The organism is Mangrovimicrobium sediminis, assembly GCF_004745945.1.
GTDB lineage: Bacteria > Pseudomonadota > Gammaproteobacteria > Pseudomonadales > Halieaceae > Mangrovimicrobium > Mangrovimicrobium sediminis.
Genome location: NZ_SRLE01000001.1, coordinates 326,506 through 343,032 on the forward strand (window position 1 = coordinate 326,506; position 16,527 = coordinate 343,032).

General features: G+C 57.4%; 18 protein-coding genes and 1 pseudogene. 17 read left to right on the forward strand and 2 right to left on the reverse strand.

What is annotated here, in order from left to right:
* Positions 1-42: 42 nt before the first annotated feature.
* Positions 43-945: an SDR family NAD(P)-dependent oxidoreductase gene (locus E4634_RS01410; RefSeq protein WP_135440807.1), complete on the reverse strand. Its 903-nt coding sequence runs from the start codon at positions 943-945 to the stop codon at positions 43-45.
* Between the two features lie 71 nt (positions 946-1,016).
* Positions 1,017-2,087, reverse strand: a complete 1,071-nt coding sequence (locus tag E4634_RS01415) for a CNNM domain-containing protein (RefSeq protein ID WP_135440808.1) — start codon at positions 2,085-2,087, stop codon at positions 1,017-1,019.
* A 167-nt stretch (positions 2,088-2,254) separates the two neighbouring features.
* On the opposite strand from E4634_RS01415, the gene E4634_RS01420 reads away from it, so the two are divergent.
* The 17 genes and pseudogenes from E4634_RS01420 to E4634_RS01500 all read left to right on the forward strand — a co-directional run bounded on the left by E4634_RS01420 (position 2,255) and on the right by E4634_RS01500 (position 16,520).
* Entirely contained in the window at positions 2,255-3,418 is a 1,164-nt protein-coding gene (locus E4634_RS01420) for an LLM class flavin-dependent oxidoreductase (RefSeq protein ID WP_135440809.1), read from the forward strand.
* A 122-nt stretch (positions 3,419-3,540) separates the two neighbouring features.
* Entirely contained in the window at positions 3,541-4,836 is a 1,296-nt protein-coding gene (locus tag E4634_RS01425; protein WP_135440810.1) for a metal-dependent hydrolase family protein, read from the forward strand.
* A gap of 401 nt (positions 4,837-5,237) precedes the next feature.
* Positions 5,238-5,558, forward strand: coding sequence for a hypothetical protein (locus E4634_RS01430; RefSeq protein ID WP_135440811.1), 321 nt, complete (start codon positions 5,238-5,240; stop codon positions 5,556-5,558).
* A 727-nt stretch (positions 5,559-6,285) separates the two neighbouring features.
* Positions 6,286-6,441 (forward strand): annotated as a pseudogene (locus E4634_RS22065) (hypothetical protein); the annotation flags it as partial.
* Between the two features lie 163 nt (positions 6,442-6,604).
* A complete protein-coding gene (locus E4634_RS01440) occupies positions 6,605-7,051 on the forward strand; it encodes a GNAT family N-acetyltransferase (protein ID WP_206046754.1) in 447 nt (148 codons plus the stop codon).
* A gap of 163 nt (positions 7,052-7,214) precedes the next feature.
* Entirely contained in the window at positions 7,215-7,673 is a 459-nt protein-coding gene (locus E4634_RS01445; protein WP_135440813.1) for a GNAT family N-acetyltransferase, read from the forward strand.
* A gap of 1 nt (position 7,674) precedes the next feature.
* A complete protein-coding gene (locus E4634_RS01450) occupies positions 7,675-8,364 on the forward strand; it encodes a DUF3667 domain-containing protein (RefSeq protein WP_135440814.1) in 690 nt (229 codons plus the stop codon).
* A gap of 344 nt (positions 8,365-8,708) precedes the next feature.
* Positions 8,709-9,458: a type 1 glutamine amidotransferase domain-containing protein gene (locus tag E4634_RS01455; RefSeq protein ID WP_135440815.1), complete on the forward strand. Its 750-nt coding sequence runs from the start codon at positions 8,709-8,711 to the stop codon at positions 9,456-9,458.
* Between the two features lie 115 nt (positions 9,459-9,573).
* Positions 9,574-9,969 carry a VOC family protein gene (locus E4634_RS01460; RefSeq protein WP_135440816.1) on the forward strand — a complete coding sequence of 132 codons (396 nt, stop codon included), beginning with the start codon at positions 9,574-9,576 and terminating at the stop codon, positions 9,967-9,969.
* Positions 9,970-10,294: 325 nt separating this feature from the next.
* Positions 10,295-11,161, forward strand: coding sequence for a CPBP family intramembrane glutamic endopeptidase (locus tag E4634_RS01465; RefSeq protein WP_135440817.1), 867 nt, complete (start codon positions 10,295-10,297; stop codon positions 11,159-11,161).
* Positions 11,162-11,586: 425 nt separating this feature from the next.
* A complete protein-coding gene (locus E4634_RS01470; RefSeq protein WP_135440818.1) occupies positions 11,587-12,333 on the forward strand; it encodes a class I SAM-dependent methyltransferase in 747 nt (248 codons plus the stop codon).
* A gap of 190 nt (positions 12,334-12,523) precedes the next feature.
* Positions 12,524-12,856, forward strand: coding sequence for a DMT family transporter (locus E4634_RS01475; protein WP_135440819.1), 333 nt, complete (start codon positions 12,524-12,526; stop codon positions 12,854-12,856).
* A gap of 152 nt (positions 12,857-13,008) precedes the next feature.
* On the forward strand, positions 13,009-13,290 hold the full coding sequence (locus tag E4634_RS01480; RefSeq protein WP_135440820.1) for a hypothetical protein: 282 nt from the start codon (positions 13,009-13,011) through the stop codon (positions 13,288-13,290).
* A 50-nt stretch (positions 13,291-13,340) separates the two neighbouring features.
* Entirely contained in the window at positions 13,341-14,594 is a 1,254-nt protein-coding gene (locus tag E4634_RS01485; RefSeq protein WP_135440821.1) for a serine hydrolase domain-containing protein, read from the forward strand.
* A 105-nt stretch (positions 14,595-14,699) separates the two neighbouring features.
* Complete coding sequence (locus E4634_RS01490; RefSeq protein WP_135440822.1) at positions 14,700-15,167, forward strand: GNAT family N-acetyltransferase; 468 nt, start codon at positions 14,700-14,702, stop codon at positions 15,165-15,167.
* A gap of 153 nt (positions 15,168-15,320) precedes the next feature.
* Positions 15,321-15,803 (forward strand): GNAT family N-acetyltransferase, encoded by a 483-nt coding sequence (locus tag E4634_RS01495; RefSeq protein WP_135440823.1) that lies wholly within the window; start codon positions 15,321-15,323, stop codon positions 15,801-15,803.
* Between the two features lie 33 nt (positions 15,804-15,836).
* Positions 15,837-16,520 carry a phytanoyl-CoA dioxygenase family protein gene (locus E4634_RS01500; protein WP_135440824.1) on the forward strand — a complete coding sequence of 228 codons (684 nt, stop codon included), beginning with the start codon at positions 15,837-15,839 and terminating at the stop codon, positions 16,518-16,520.
* Positions 16,521-16,527 lie beyond the last annotated feature (7 nt).

Genomic DNA, 16,527 nt, shown 5'->3' on the forward strand with positions numbered 1-16,527 from the left:
ACCCCGCGCGCTGACGGGCGCGGGATTCCGGAAACCGGGGCGTCAGATATCCGAGAGGAACTGCACCCCGGTCATTTCTTCGGTCAGCGTCCACAACTGCTTGCCGAAGTCGACGTCCAGCGCGCGCTTGTTGATCTTCGCCCGCGCCGGCTTGCCGCTGATCTCGAGGAATCCGCCGGGGCCGAAATACTCGCCGTTTTTCACGTCGTCACCGAGGGCGGCGAGCATGGTCGGCTCGCTGGCCTCGTCCGGGGTGGGCACGCGCGACTGCATGCGATCCTGGAACCATTTGCGTACTGGCCCCTTGGGCTTGGTCATGCCGGTCTTGTTGGCGATTTCCGTGGCGGCGAAACCGGGATGCGCGCTCACCGAAATGGTGTTGCTGCCGCTAGCCTCAAGGCGCCGCGCCAGTTCCTGGATGAAGCTCTGCATGGCCAGCTTGCTGCGCGCGTAGGCGGCCATCGGCTTGTACTCGCCGCCGTGCCAGTCGATGTCGTCCAGCGGCACCTTGCCCAGGCGGTGGGCCAGGCTGCTGACACTGACGATGCGCGTGGGGTGGTCCTGGGGGAACAGCGGCAGAAGCATGCCGGTGAGGGCGAACTGGCCGAGGTAGTTGGTGGCCAGGTGCAGTTCGTGACCGGCGGAATTGCGGGTGAGCGGGACGCCGACGATGCCGGCGTTGTTCACCAGCAGGTCGAGGCTGCCGAACTGCTCGCGGAACGCGGGGAAGAATTCGCTCACCGATGCCGGTTCGGACAGGTCCAGCGGCAAAACTTCGAAGCGGCCCTGGGGGCACTGCGCAAGCAGTTCATCGCGGGCCTTCTGCGCGCGCTCGGCGCTGCGGCAGGCCATGACCACGGTATACCCGCGCTGCGCCAGTTTCAGGCTGGTGTGGTAACCCAGGCCGGCATTGGCGCCGGTGACTACTGCAATTGCGTCGGACACTGCTACATCCTGTTGTCGGTGTTTTCCGGGCGGGTATTAAACCAGAACTGGCGCGACGGGCAAGGGCGGACTCAGCTTTGCGCGTCTTCGTGGAAATCCTCGGGGACGATGCCCATCTGCCGCGCGCGCTGGAACCACAGTTCGCGCGCCAGTTTCTGCATGTCGACCGAGGTGTCCGTCTCATCGACGATCTCGATACCGAGCATGGTCTCCACCAGGTCTTCCATCGTCACCAGGCCGCGGATATCGCCATACTCGTCGACCAGCAGCGCGATCTGGCTGCGGCTGCGGGTCATCTGCTGCATCAGGTTGCCGAGCAGGGTGCGGTGCGGGACCGTGAGCAGGTCGCGGCGCAGGGCGGACAGCGGGGTCTCCGGCGGCTGCTTCACCGCGGCGAACAGCAGGTCGTCCTTGCGGATGAAACCGGTGATGTTGCCGGGGTTCTCGAGGTAGACGAGGATGCGCGAGAACGCGATGTGCTGGTGGTTGTGGATCACCTCGCCGACGCTCTGGTTCTCGGGCAGGGAGAAAAATACCTGGCGCGGCGTCATGATGTCCTGGGCCACCAGGGCGCGAAAGCGCAGCACGCTGCGCAGGGTGGCGGACTCCTCCGGGGCGAAGGTGCCCTCGTTTACCCCCTCCTCCGCCAGCGCGGCAAACTCCTCGCGGCTGATCGAGTGACCACCGCCGCCGTGGGCGATCACCCGTGTGATCGCCTGGCCAGTGACCACCAGCGGGTACATCAGCCACACCACCACCTGCATGACCTCGGCGCACATCGGCGCCAACTGGCGCCAGTACACCGCGCCCAGGGTCTTGGGCACGATCTCCGAGAGCACCAGGATCAGCAGCGTGAGCACCGCGGAGATGACGCCGAAGTACGCCTCCCCGAACAGCGCGGTGGCCTGCGCCCCGGCGCCGGCGGCGCCCACCGTGTGGGCGATGGTGTTGAGGCTGAGGATGGCCGCCAGCGGGCGATCGATGTCCGCGCGCAGTTCTTCCCAGAGCTGGCCGTAGCGTTTACCCGCCTGCCGCGCGTTGGCGATGTAGGAACTCGAGGTGCGCAGCAGCACCGCCTCGAGAATCGAGCAGACGAATGATACGCCCAGGGCGAGCAGCACGTAGAAAATGAGCAGCCACATGAGGGTATCAGCGCGGTGAAGAGGTGAGCGGTTTCAGCATGGAGCTAGTGTACCTGCGCGCGCAGACGATTCCACGGGGGTAATTTGCCCCCGCTTCTGGTAGCATCCGGCAAATAACAAACGAGCTTTCATAAATTGGCTCGAGCTGAAAGAGAGGAGAGTTTCCCGTGAGAAAGACCAAACTGCGTCTCGGCCTGTTCGTGGCCCCGTTTCATCCCCTGGACGAGAACCCAACCCTGTGCCTGGACCGCGACCTGCAGCTGGCGGAGTACGCCGACGACCTGGGCATCGAGGAGTACTGGTTCGGCGAACACCACTCCGGGGGCTACGAGATTTCCGCCTCACCGGAGCTGATGATCGCCGCCGCGGCGCAGCGCACGACACGCATCAAGTTGGGTACCGGTGTCGTCTCCCTGCCCTACCACAATCCCTTCAACACCGCCCAGCGCATTGCGCAGCTGGACCACCTGACCAAAGGTCGCCTGATGTTCGGCGCCGGCCCCGGTCTGCTCACCGCGGACGCGCACATGCGTGGCCAGGATGCGCGTGAATCCCGCGATAAACTCGGCCAGGGGCTGGAGGTGATCACCCGCCTGCTGCGCGGCGAGACCGTCACGGAAAAGAGCAGCTGGTACGACCTGCAAGACGCCCACTGCCACTTGCTGCCGGCCCAGCGCGACCTCGAGGTCTGCGTGGCCAGCCTGTTCTCGCCGAACGGCGGCACTCTGGCGGCAAAATACAACGGCGGCATGCTGTGCCTGGCGGCCACCTCACCGGACGGCTTCGACACGCTCTCCGCCAACTGGCAGGTGGCCTGCGAGGCGGCGCGCAAGCTCGGCCGCGAGATGGACCCGTCTGTCATCCGCTGCGCCACCGACATGCACATCGCCGAGACCCGCGACCAGGCCATGGACCAGGTGCGCAAGGGTTTCGAGGTAAACCAGCGCTACTTCCTCAACCAGTCCGGCCACCTGCCCGACTCCCCCGCCCACTACACGCTGGAGCACCTGATGGAGCGCGGCGAGGCGGTGATCGGCACGCCGGACGACGCCATCGAGCAGATCCGCCGCCTGGAAGAGAAGGTGCCCGGCTTCGGCTGCCTGCTGCTGTTCGACAAGAACTGGTCCAGCATGCAGCACAAGAAGGAGTCCCTGGAGATGATGATGCGCTACGTTCTGCCGGCCATTAATGGCGACAACGACAGCCGCGTGCGCTCCTTCGACTGGCAGCACGAACACCGCGAGCCCTTCTTCGGTCGCATGATGGAAGGCGCCCAGCGCGCCATCGAAAAACACGCGAAGGAACAGGCCGAGGACGCCGCAAAAAAATAGCTCCGAGAGGCAAGCCATCCTGCGAGGCCAGTCATTTGGCCTCGACGGGTGCCCCACTATGCTTTTGACGAGCATACCCCCGGGTGCGAGACTACCGGGACTATAACGAGAGGAGCCTTCCCGTGAGCACGACACTGATTACCAACGCGACGATCTTCGATGCCACCGGCGCCGACACCTTCACCGGCGACCTGCTGGTAGAGGGCAACACCATCAAGTCCGTGAGCAAGGGCGCCTCCGGCGCACAGGCGGACGTGGTCATCGACGGCAGCGGCAAGTTCCTGATGCCCGGCATGACCGAGGGTCACGCCCACCTGTCGTTCGACTCCTTCACCTGTACCGAGGACCTGATCAAGCCGCCGCCGGAGGAGCACGCGTTCCTCACCGCGCGCGTGGCCAAGAAGCTGCTGGACATGGGTTTCACCAGCGCTTACGGCGCCTCCGAGGCAAAGCTGCGCCTGGGCGTGGCGGTGCGCAACGAGGTGGACGCCGGCAATATTCCCGGCCCGCGCATCCGCGCAGGTTCCCTGGAAATCTCCGTGACCGGCGGCATGGGTGACGAGGCGCGCATCCATAACCCGCGCAGCCCCATCCTCGACAACGGCACCTCGCCCGGCATCATCATCGACGGCCCCGAAGAAATGCGCAAAGTGGTGCGCATCTGCTGCCGCGAGGGCTGCGACAACATCAAGATGGACGCCTCCGGCGACCCCTTCTACCCCAACACCCCGGCCTTCTCCACACCCATGTCCTACGAGGAAATGGAAATGGCGGTGAAGGTGGCGAAAAGCTTCGGCAAGATGACCAACACCCACGCACGCTCCATCGAGTCCATCCAGAACTCGGTGAAGGCCGGCGTGGACATGATCTACCACGCCGAATACACCGACGAGGAAACCCTGGACATGCTGGAGGAAGCGAAGGACCGCATCTTCGTCGCCCCCACCATCGGCCTGTTCCACACCATGCTGCACCAGGGCGAGCCGTGGCTGCCCAAGTTCGTCGTGGAAGCCATGGGCATCCCGGCACTGATCGAAGCCTCTTCGGAAACCCACACCGCCCTGCGCAAGCGCGGCATCCGCCACCTGATCGGCGGCGACTACGGCTTCAAGTGGGCGGAACAGGGTACCCAGGCGCTGGACCTGCAGTTGTTCGTGAAGTACTACGGCTACACCCCGGCCGAAGCGCTGATCTGCGCCACGCGCAACGGCGGCCTGGCCATGCGCGGACCGCAGGGCGACCTCGGCACGCTGAAGGAAGGCATGCTGGCGGACATGGTCCTTGTGGATGGCAATCCGCTGGATGATCTTTCCATCCTCATGGATGAGAGCAAGCTGGTGATGATCATGAAGGACGGCGGCGTGCACAAGTTGAACGATGCGCTGAGCACCAGTGCTGCAGGACAGAAGGTGGCTTAGTTGTTTGCCCGGGCGGAGTGATTTAGCACCCTGCCCTGCTGTATCGATTAAGCGCCCGCGATTTTATCGCGGGCGTTTTTGTTTGTGGGAGCTGGATTGATGGAAGTGAGGCAGGCTTTCCGGCCTGGGGGTTTTCAGTGAAAATTGCTGAGGATGGAACGGAAATATTTTATAACTAGCTGATATCACGAGAAATCCTGCTTCTTGTTTAGCGGATGGCTGCGGTACGCCTTCACGAGCTAGTAGGAACGTCTCTCAGTATGTTCGGGATATTGGCGGGTAGGTTTTGTTGTATCTTTTTGGTTTTGTTTGGTGGGTATGTTTTGGTGCGGGTTCTTGACTGAGTGTTAGGGGGAAGTGTGAGATATGAAGTGTTCATCAGAATAAGCTGTTAATTCCAAATGGATCCGTTTGAGATAATTAAAATATTCGCTTTGATTTTCATGATCCCTTTCTTCGGGGTAGTTATGCTGTCAAAGATTTCTGAATTAGCCCTCCGGATTCTTTCGGGCATCACTTTTGGCGAGTACCGAGAATTGCATGAGTATTTAGTAGAAAGAAAGTACAAGCTTTCCAATAGCAAGGCCGAGCAGGCAGCGGGACGCCTTTATGATTTCAGTGGCGACCTTTTAACCAAGCTGATTGGCACCTTACCAAGAGGTATTGGTGTTGTATCTGCGCTTACACTTCTATGGGTTTTGGTTGAAATCGCAAAGAATTAACAAGGCGGTGTTGTCGCCTTCGGCTGGGACTGCCCGCTGCGCGGCCAGCCCCAAACCTTGGCGTTAATACCACTATGGCTCCACGCATCATGAGTGATGGCGACTTATCTGTACAGTTTGGCAGGAGTCTCTACTGGACGATTCGGGACCAATTCGAGCAGGTTTCGTCGTTACTATTTGGTTCTCTCAGGGGCAGTGAAGCCTGGTGCTGACTCTTGGCAGGGCGTTGGCGAAAACTGCGATATATAAAGTGCTCATCAGGATGGTACGTTTTGGACTCACGTATTAGATGTACGTTCGTGCATCAGTGATTAATAACCAGTATCGATGGCTCAAATTACATGAGTGAAAGTAAAAATCTGACGACGCCAACATGGAAATTGTGGATTCCAGTCTTTGCCACAATTTTATACTGGTTATGGGAAAGTGGCGCCGAAGGCAATATCAGAGTGGATTTGATATTGATCTATCCACTTCTTTTCGTGATCTACGTAATCACCTTATGGAAGAAGTACAGTGCATATTCGCTGCTGATATCAATTTTTCTCATGCTGCTAAATTTCGGCTTCATGGCGATTTCGTATGATCTCTTCGACAAATCCCCGGGTTAAAACGCGATAGGCCAAGGCAGTAAGGATGTTTCGCGCCGGGCCCCGCTCACGCTGGCCCGCTTGAAGCGCCAAAGGCGTCTCAAATGTCTGGTAGCGCTGGATAACCAAAATGTGAATTCAAATGTGTCGCTGTTATAGGCAGTTCTAAAGGCGCTGAACTGGCGCTCTCACTGGCATCGAGACAACCAGGGATTGCGATAGCGTTGATGGATAACGGTGCTGTTGAGTACGCCAAAATAGGAGTGGAAGATATTGACGGCCCGATTCTGTAAATTTCCGGTGAAAAAGATCAGGTATGGCCATCCAGGGAAATATCAGATGAAGTGACAAAGCAACTGAAAGCTTGGGTGATTCACTTCATGAATACACACTTTCTGCCTACTTGCGATGCTCCACATCAGGTCGTCAACTAACCAAGCGCGAGGCGAAACTATCGTGGGAAGAATCGAGGAGAGCAGCCCCAATAGCGAAGCCGCTCGTTCATTGATCGATGAACTAAGTAATACCCTGAACGACATCACTGGCGACGATGGTCGAAGCTCATACTCGCGCGAAGCTTTCAATCCGACGACGGACGCCTTCCTAATATACTGGGAAGGCAGCGAAGCGATGGCCTGCGGTTCGCTCAGGCGAGTGGACAATCACACCTGCGAGCTAAAACGAATGTATTCTCGCAGCAGGGGTTATGGGAAAACGGTGCTTTCAGCGCTTGAATCGAAGGCATGCAGTCTGGGATATCACTTTATCATTCTTTCCACTCGCAAAGTGAATGCGGGGGCAGTGAGGTTCTACCTCAAGAACGGATATCGCGAAATCTCTCCTTATGGAAAGTATCGATACTCAGACGCTTCGGTATGTCTGGGCAAGCAGCTTTCCACCTGACCGGCAAGGACTATCAACACCACCACTCCCGGCTTCGACGCCACGCTCTGGCGCGGCAGCTGTCTCCACATGGTGGGACTTGAAGTGAAAAACACTCTGCCTCGATACAAGTGACAAAATCACTGGGGGCGAACCACGAGTCAACAGCAATGCGAGGTGGGTTATGAAGACACAGATAGTCACTATATGCGATGACCTCGACCACCTCGTCCAGCAAATCAACTGTGCTTCGTGGGATGACTCCAACGAAGTCTGTGAGTACGATGTGGAGAGCATGAAGGAGTATCTGCAAAGGCAGGATACGGTTTTTGTCGCTTGCCACGATACTGAGGGTACGCTACTGGGCATTGCTTCTTCTCGAATCGAGATAAAACCATACGGCAGAGAGCTCTGGCTCTACGTTGATGAAGTCGATGTCTGCTCAGACAAGCGACGCAAAGGGGCGGCCAAACTGATCATGCAGACCCTGATCGGGATTGCCAGAACCAGAGGCTGCAAAGAACTCTGGCTAGGAGCAGAGGTCGACAACATGCCGGCAAACGCCTTGTACCACTCGCTCCATCCAGACCAGGTAGCCAGCGTCGTAGGCTATACGTATCGAATGAAAGACACTGACGACTGACATGCACCGCACCTGTAAAAATTGCCAGACCAGCCTCCCAACTGACGCAAATTACTGCACCAAATGTGGGCAAAGCACAAAAAGCACTCGGCAACCGTTTGCCCTGTTTGTGAAAGAAGCCTTGAAAGAGCTCCTGGACATCGATGGACGCTTGTCACTTACCTTGAAGACCCTGGTTACAAAGCCAGGTCTTGCCTCGTATGAGTACGACCAGGGTATGCGGGCGAAGTACACGCCTCCGCTACGCCTTTACCTGGTAATCAGCGTCATATTCTTCCTGCTGTTTTCAAGCTTCCAGCAGATATTTACCGGTCATACGGAGCTTTCCGCATCTTCCATTGATCTGTACTCGCGCATCATGTTTGTTTTGTTCCCCATGTTCGCCTTGTACATAAAGGTGATCTATCCAGGCAGTTATCTGGTATCGAATATCGTATTCTCCCTGCATCTTCACAGCGTCGGTTATCTGATTCTGATCCTGATCGGCCCACTTGAAGCGTTGGAACGACAACACCTGACATATTTGGCCCTACAGATACCGGTACTGATATACCTACTTTGGTATTTGCTTCAGGCGTTCAAAACCATGTACCGGGCGTCCTGGTCTGTCACCGCCTGGAAGGCTGCGCTCATCTTTGTGATCTACATGGCGACCCTGGGCCTGGCTTTTGATGTAATCTTGCCAGGCTGATCTAAAAAATCATGAGGTACAGGAACCACTGCGATTTCGATGGCCGGCTTCAATATTTGGAAATTTCGGCCATCTCAAATCCGAGGATTGTAATAGGCTGCAAAGACATGAAGTCGCCATGTCAGGCCTCGAGTTCGCAAATTCTGGCTATTCCCGCGTGCATTCAGGTGTACCAACCTCATGCCCGCGGCACGCCTATGCGCGCAGCCCTGATAGCAGTGGGAGTTTTATCTGGGTGAACTCACACGCGCCGGCTAGCGGGCTGACAATAGATTGACTATCGAGACCGCGCACCGGATTCAAGTATCGGTGCTCTATTTCCAGAACCTGAAACAAGGCAAGCAATGAAACATCTAATCGCGTTCCTTCTGTCAGCAACCATACTTGCTACAAGCGCTGCGGCAGAATCTACGAAAAAAGTGCTAATTATCGTGTCGAACAGGGTAGACATGGGAGATCCTGAAAAGCATGACGCAAGAAATAACCTGTGGGAGGTTGCGCCTCCTTATCACGTTTTTCTGAGTCACGGCTTCGACGTCGATTTTTTATCACCTGAGGGTGGTGAAGTTGAGTTCATGATGGATCCTCTGGGCATCAGCAGCTATACCATCGCATATGAAGGCTTCCTGGATAAAGCGAACAACTCATTCAAGCCGTCCCAGATCAATCCGACGGACTATTGGGGCGTATTCATTGGCGGCGGCTACGGCGTGATGTTCGATGTCGCGGAGAACGAGGATGTTCATTCAGTCATCCGCAGCATATATGAGTCTGGCGGCATTGTCGGTGTCGGTGGTCATGGTGCAGCCGGCATTGCCAATGTGACCCTGTCCAACGGGGAGTTCCTGGTCAAGGGAAAAAGAATCGCCGGATTTCCGGACTCCACTGAAAAGACTAAAACATGGGCCAAACAGGGGACGTTGCTGCCTTTCCTGATTGAAAGTCAGCTTAACAAGAATGGTGCCATTGCACAGAACAAGCAAACCCTGGAAGACAAACACGCCGTGGTGACCGATGAGCGGATTGTTTCAACCATGTTTTTGCCCTCTGCTGCGCTGGTCGCCAAGGAAATGATATTGCTACACCGGCAATAGTTCGCGGTTTGGAACATGCTAATCTTTTGTTGTCTTCCTGCTTCGCCCAGTTAGTCGCAAATGTAGCTTCTTTGCATGGAGTGCCGACCATCCACTTGAATGGAGCAATTGGAACGTGAAAGAGATCACCCGAATCAATCATATTGGTATACGAGTGAAAGACATGAATGTCGCCAGACACTTTTACGAACAACTGGGGTTCAAATTCATCGCCGGCCCACTTGGACCGGAACCTGTGGCGATAATGGAGCACCCCTCGGGCATCAACATCAATTTTATCCTCAATGCCAATGCGGACTGCCATGAAAACGTACTCATGGATGTACCCGACAAGCACACGGGTTATACGCATGTTGCTCTGGAGGTATCCAGCTACGAAGCCGCCCTGAGTGAAATCACAACATTGGGGATAGAGATTACCGGGCAGGTGGAATTTGAAGGAGCCAGGTTTTTCTTTATCAGGGATCCCGACAAAAATGTCATTGAATTTCACCAGCCAGCGAACGACTGACGATGTCCAGCCTCTGCCTGCCTCGATCTATCGGGATTGCTATGCGTGTCGAAACCCGCAACGGGATTCAGCCACGGAAAAGGGGAATGAGCAGAAACTGTCAAGAAGACACTGTTGCGAACGTTTTGAAGCATCCAATGGATTTTGTGAGAGGAACGGAAAATACCCGGAACAGAGAAGTCCGCTTGGCTCACTCTCTGAGTTCAGGAAGAGTCCGTTCCAGTTGCAATAACCATTGTGCATTTGAAAGACACTCTCTCAGCAGTCGCACTGATATAACAGGACGATTTCCCAGTATGACAAGGCCCCGCTGCAGTGAATCACGATGATGAATAGCACCTTGCGATTCCCCACCGTCTTTATATTTCTGGTGATCGTGCTGTATCCGCTGGGTATATGGCTACTGCTGAGGTACCAGGGCGCCAGCCCATTGATGCTCACGGTCGGCCTGGCGGCCATCAGCGCTTGTCTTTTGTGTCGCCGCAATCCCGGCACTCTCGGCTGGCATTGGGGCAATTGGAAATATCACTACCAGAGCTATCTCGTCCCCCTCCTCTACGCAACCATTGCCTACATCGGGATATGGGTCCTGGATTTCGGGGGTTGGTATGCAGTTGGCTTCGTGGACGAGTTACGCCAGGACTATATGCTCGAGTCGTGGTCTGACACGTCACTGATCGCACTTCACTTCGTCCTGACGGGTACTGTGAGCTTTGTGCTCCTCCTACCGGGCGTCCTGGGTGAAGAAATCGGTTGGCGAGGCCTGCTGGTGCCCGCACTCTCGGCTCGATTCCGTTTCACAACTGTCGCGCTGTTGAGCGGTTTGCTGTGGTCAATGTGGCATTGGCCGCTGATGTTCCTGGGTTTCTACGGCAACTCCGAAACGCCTTTAGTATTTCAACTTGCAAGCTTCACACTGTGTCTTGTCTCCATATCTATCGTGATGGCGTATTTCCGCTACAAATCTGACAGCCTCTGGCCGGCCGTGACCCTTCACATGAGTCACAACGTCTTCCTGCAAAAGTTTTTCTCGCCCATGACCGAAGCAACCGAGGCCACCGTGTGGTATGCCGACGAGTTTGGGATTGCATTACCCCTCGTGGCTGCGTGCTTTGGCGCTTACTATTGGCGAAAAGGTGTTCGCGAGTTCGACGCTGTCGAGGAACAGCAACACACCGAGGCGGGCGCATGAACCACCAGTCGATCTCACAGGTGTGAAGAGGTGTACTGCGTACGGCTCCCCTGTAGGCCTGGATGATGCGTATCCCAGTTAAAAGACAAGGCGGGTTCACCTGGATAGAGGTAATGCTGTGTCTCGTCATCCTACTCCTGTGCGCGCGCCTGGTATGGGCCGCTGAACTGAGCGAGTTGGAGAACCAGTTCATGGCGGCAATGGGACTTGAGCCGTGGACAAAGTACATCATCACCGTACCGCTGTTCATTGCCTGGGTGGTACTGACGTACCGGCAGGAATCCAGGCAACTGGCGGGCACGGGGAAGCGGGTCATACGCCTCCGTGTAGTAGTGTTCGCTACTGCTGTATTGGGAGCTCTTATCCTGTACTTATTGTCTTTGTAGCAAACGATCAAGCTCTCGCCGTTGCGCATAAGGAGGCAGATGTCGACGATATACGACAGCATGGGCGTGAACTATTCAGTCAGACGCTGCACCGATCCGCAGATATTCCTACAGCTCTACGCAGAACTGGAGGGCGCGACACGGATCGTGAATATCGGCGCCGGAACTGGCTCATATGAGCCTGCGGACATCCCACTGGTTGCCGTTGAGCCCTCACAGGAAATGATTTCACAACGACATCCATCGGCTCATCCAGTGGAACAGGCTTTCGCTGAATCCCTCCCCTTCGAAAACGAGAGTTTTTCCCACGCGATGACGATTCTCTCGATGCATCATTGGCACGACAGAGCAGCGGCCTATCGCGAGATAAACAGGGTCGCGACCGAGAAGTTCGTTGCTATCACCTGGGACCCTAACGCGGAGCCTTTCTGGCTGACCCGGGACTATTTCCCGGAAATGTACGCCCTGGACAGGCGAAATTTCCCCGGCCTGGAGGAACTAAGGGCCTGTTTCGACGACGTGGAGAGCGCGCCCCTGCTCATCCCGGCGCAGTGTGAAGACGGATTCCTGGCCGCCTTCTGGAGAAGGCCGAAAGCCTATCTCAGCAGCCAGGTCCGGCAGTCGATTTCGTCATTTTCCAAACTGCATCCAGCGCCCGATGGCCTGCGACGCCTGGCGGCAGACCTGGCCAGCGGCGCCTGGGCCGAGAAAAACCGGAGCATACTGGAGGAGCCGTACCTGGATGTTGGGTACAGGATTATTACGGCGAAAACTACAACCCGATAGCTGTCCCAGTCGAAAAAGCTTTTCAGATCAACCGGAGTTTTTCCCCGGAAACCGCACCTCGGCAGGGCATCTGGTTCAGCAAAAACGATTCGTTATACTACCTGCTCAGCAATACGGCACGGAGTGTTGCCAAAGTTCGCGCCCACCCCAGCCGATATCTGAACACCCTTACAACCACAGGAGAATCAAGATGGCATGGGTCGCTTTATTCGTCGCTGGTCTGTTTGAAATTATCTGGGCGCTGGCACTCAAATATTCAGAGGGGTTCACCCGGCTGTGGCCATCTGTCATTTTCGGCGTTGCTGCCTGGCTGAGCTTCGCACTGCTGTCCTACGCCCTGAAAACCATACCAATGGGCAACGCCTATGCGATCTGGACCGGCATCGGCGCAGTCGGTATTGCACTGGTCGGAATATTTTGGCTCAATGAGTCGGCGGATTTTATGCGTATCGCCTGTATCATTTTGGTAGTGATGGGCATAGCGGGCCTGAAGATCTCGGGATCGGGCAGCAGTATTGTTTGAACTGGTACTTGTTGTTCGACCTACAGTACAGCCTGTTGATGGCGAGCAGCCTCCGCCGCATCGCGAAAACAACTGAACAGACCGTCCGCAGTCGCGAATCTTAACCCCCAGGTATTCCGCCTGGCTCGCAACAGGTACAAGACTGAGCCCCCATGACCCACGCACAGCACAACCAACCCCGCCTCACCTGCACTACCGGTGCTGTCATGCAGTATGTGTTTGCGTGTTTGGGCGCTGTGGCGCTGACGCTTGCAGCGCGAGCTGCACTCGCCTCCCCCGCCCATACAGGCCCCGTCATCGACATGCACCTGCATGCCTACACCGCCGATGGCAATGGCCCGCCGCCCACCGCGATCTGCGTCGGCGTTGCCGCGAACCTGGCTTACGACCCCGCTTCCTGTAACGGACTCGTCGCCTTAACTCCGGTTGTCTGACGGCAAACTCGCCGTCGCCCCGACACACTGTCCAGAACCGAGACCTCCCTATGTACTATCTGAAATGGACCGCCGGCCTGCTGGCCGCCATGCTGCTCTGGCTTGCCATCAGCGTGTATGGCGGGCTGAGCGGCTGGTGGCTGTCCGCCATCGCGCCCGCTGGCGACACTGCTGCATTCACCCGCGCACTCGGTGAAAAACTGCACGCGGAAAAACGTGGCAATACGGCCCTGGTCCTGATCGAGAACGGGGAAGTCGTTGCCCAAGACTTCTCCGCCTCGGTAGACACCATCGACCAGGACACCCTCTTCCCCCTGGCCTCGGCGAGCAAACTGCTGGCAGCCTACGGCGTGCTCAGCCTGGTCGAGTCAGGCGCGCTGGCGCTCGACGCGCCGGTATCCCAATACCTCACCCGCTGGCAGTTGCCCGACAGTGAATTCGACAATAATAAGGTCACTGTGCGTCGTTTGCTCTCGCATACCGCAGGCCTCACCGACGGTCTGGGCTTTGACGACTACAAGGCAGACGAATCGGTACCGACACTGGAGGAATCCCTCGCAAACCCGCGCGCGTCCCGTGGCGAAAAGACCATTGAGGTTGGTCTCGAGCCCGGCAGCGAATGGAAGTATTCGGGCGGCAGCTACCTGCTCCTGGAACTCCTCGTCGAGGAGACCTCCGGCATGAGCTTCGAACGCTGGATGCAGCAGGCGGTTTTCGACCCGCTGGGCATGCGGCGCGCGACCTACGCCTACCTGGCGGACCAGGACAGTATTTCCTACTCCTACGACACCAGCGGCCAACGCGCACCACTGTACCGCTATGCCTCGGCAGCCGCGACGGGCCTGTCCGCAAGCACCGATGACCTGGTGAAATTCGCCACGGCGCTGGCGCGACCCGGCAGCGCACCGCAGCCCGCCCTGGGCGCGGCCAGCGTAGACCTGTTGCGTCAGCCTCTCGGATACCAATTGGGGGCGGCCATCTGGGGCCCGGGCGCGATGCTCTATGCCCCGACAGGCGACGACTTTGTGTTCGGCCACGACGGGTCCAACGAACCGGCTATCAACAGCGCCCTGCGCGTAAACCCGGCCAACGGCGACGCGATTGTCGTCCTCTCCACCGGCCGCGCGTTCCTGGCATCCTCGCTCGCCTACGAATGGACACTGTGGCAGACGGGCTATCCGGACTTCTTCGCCTTCGATACGGCGCTGTCCAGTGCGGTCACGCCCGCACTCTTCGGCCTCGCGGTGATCCTCGTGGTGTTTGTCGCCCTGCTGGTGCGGCGCCGGCGCCGGGTGCACAATTGACACACGCCACTGGCGCGGTAGTCGCGGCGCTGTAGCGTGAATACGCTGTATCTCAGCTGAAACTATCGGACCACACGGGAGAATGTCGTGACGGAACTTGTGCCAATGCGCGAACAGGATTTCGAGCAGTTCCTCGTAGCCTCAGCCACCGGCTACGCGGAGGACAACATCAGGTCCGGAAGATGGCCGCGAGAAAACGCACACGACAGGGCGATGTCGGAGTTGAAGGAATCCCTGCCACAGGGGATAGCCACGCCGGATAACCACTTCTTCTCGATCCTGGCCTGTCCGGACGGAGCAATTGTCGGCCATATCTGGTGCGCGGTGCGAGACAACGTCGGGCAGCGCAGTGCATTTATCTACGATGTGGAAATCAAACCGGAATTCCGCCGGCAGGGATATGCGAGTGACGCTTTCGTGGCGATACAGGAGCGACTTGCAACCATGGACGTGCAAAGCCTCGGCCTGCATGTCTTTGCGTTCAATGAAGGGGCCATCACCCTGTACAAAAAGCTTGGCTTCGAAGTAACCGGGTTCAACATGCAAAAAGAGCTGGGAGCTCAGGAATCCTGACTGGTTGCCCTGTAGCGATACTGCACTTTCGGGACACTAAAGGGCGTCGAGGGACGCCATCCCTCCTGCAAATCACTTGTACGCCCTGGCTCGCGAACGCCTCCCTACTCGGAAGCGATTTACCACAGCCTGTTTCTCAACCGGGATACGTGAATGGATATCACACTGCGCAAATTCAGCCCCGAAGACGCGCCCCGTGTTGCCGAACTGGTCGGGGATCGCGAGGTATCAAGGTGGACCTCGAATATCCCCTATCCCTATACACAACTCGATGCCGTGGAATGGATAAACAAAATGGCGCTTGATACGTCGGCCCGGGCATTTGCCGTGGAACTGGACGATCAACTCGTCGCCTGCATTTCCCATTGGCCAAATGCATCGGGAGAAATCGAGATCGGATACTGGGTGGGCAGGCCGTACTGGGGCAAGGGCATCTGCTCAACTGCCCTGCGCTTGATGCTCGACGGCAAGTCATTCCCCGCGGGATCCGATATCTACGCCAGGGTCATGGAGAGCAACGCAGCCTCCCGCAGGGTACTGGAGAAAGCAGGGTTCACCTACCTAGAGAACACCGTCATCCGCAAGGCTGGTAAAGCATCGCCCGCACAAATCTACGTTCGACGAGCAGCACTCTGACTCACACCACCTTCACAGTTATACTTTGGTGGAATGATTTCCTTTGAGCACAAGCCAGGCACGAAAATCGTGTATGCGAGCACCGACTGTTTCGACACCGAGGGTTTTGCCGTCGTGCCGGAGGTCGCGAGCCGCGACGATATCTCCCAGCTCTCGGCATTGTGTGACGAGTTGGACATCTGCGGGGCTGGGTCGCGCAACCTCCTGCAACTGGACTGGGTGAAGCGCCTGGCGGCGGCAATCAGCGAGCATCCGGAAATACGCAGTTTGCTTCCCCCGGATGCCAGAGCCGTCCAGTGCACCTATTTCCTGAAAACCGCGGACAAGAACTGGCTGGTACCCCTGCATCGCGACCGGAGCATTCCTGTACAGGAGCAGTTTGCGGCGACAGATTGGACAGGCTGGAGCCGCAAGGAGGGCACATGGTTTGCAGTGCCGCCTGATCGCGTACTTCGGCAACTGGTCGCGGTACGCCTCCACCTGGAGGAAAACAGCGCTGACAACGGCGCCCTGGAAGTCTTACCCGGATCACACCGTAACAGCGCAGGCTCCGGTAGTCGTATTGCCTGCCCGGTACCCGCCGGCGGCGCCCTGGTGATGAAACCCTCGATCCTGCACGCCTCGTCCAGGCTCAGCTCGGGTCGGCGCCGGGTGCTGCATTTCCTGTACGGGCCTGCGAGCTTGCCCGCACCGGCGCAATGGGCGTATAGCATCTGACGCCTTA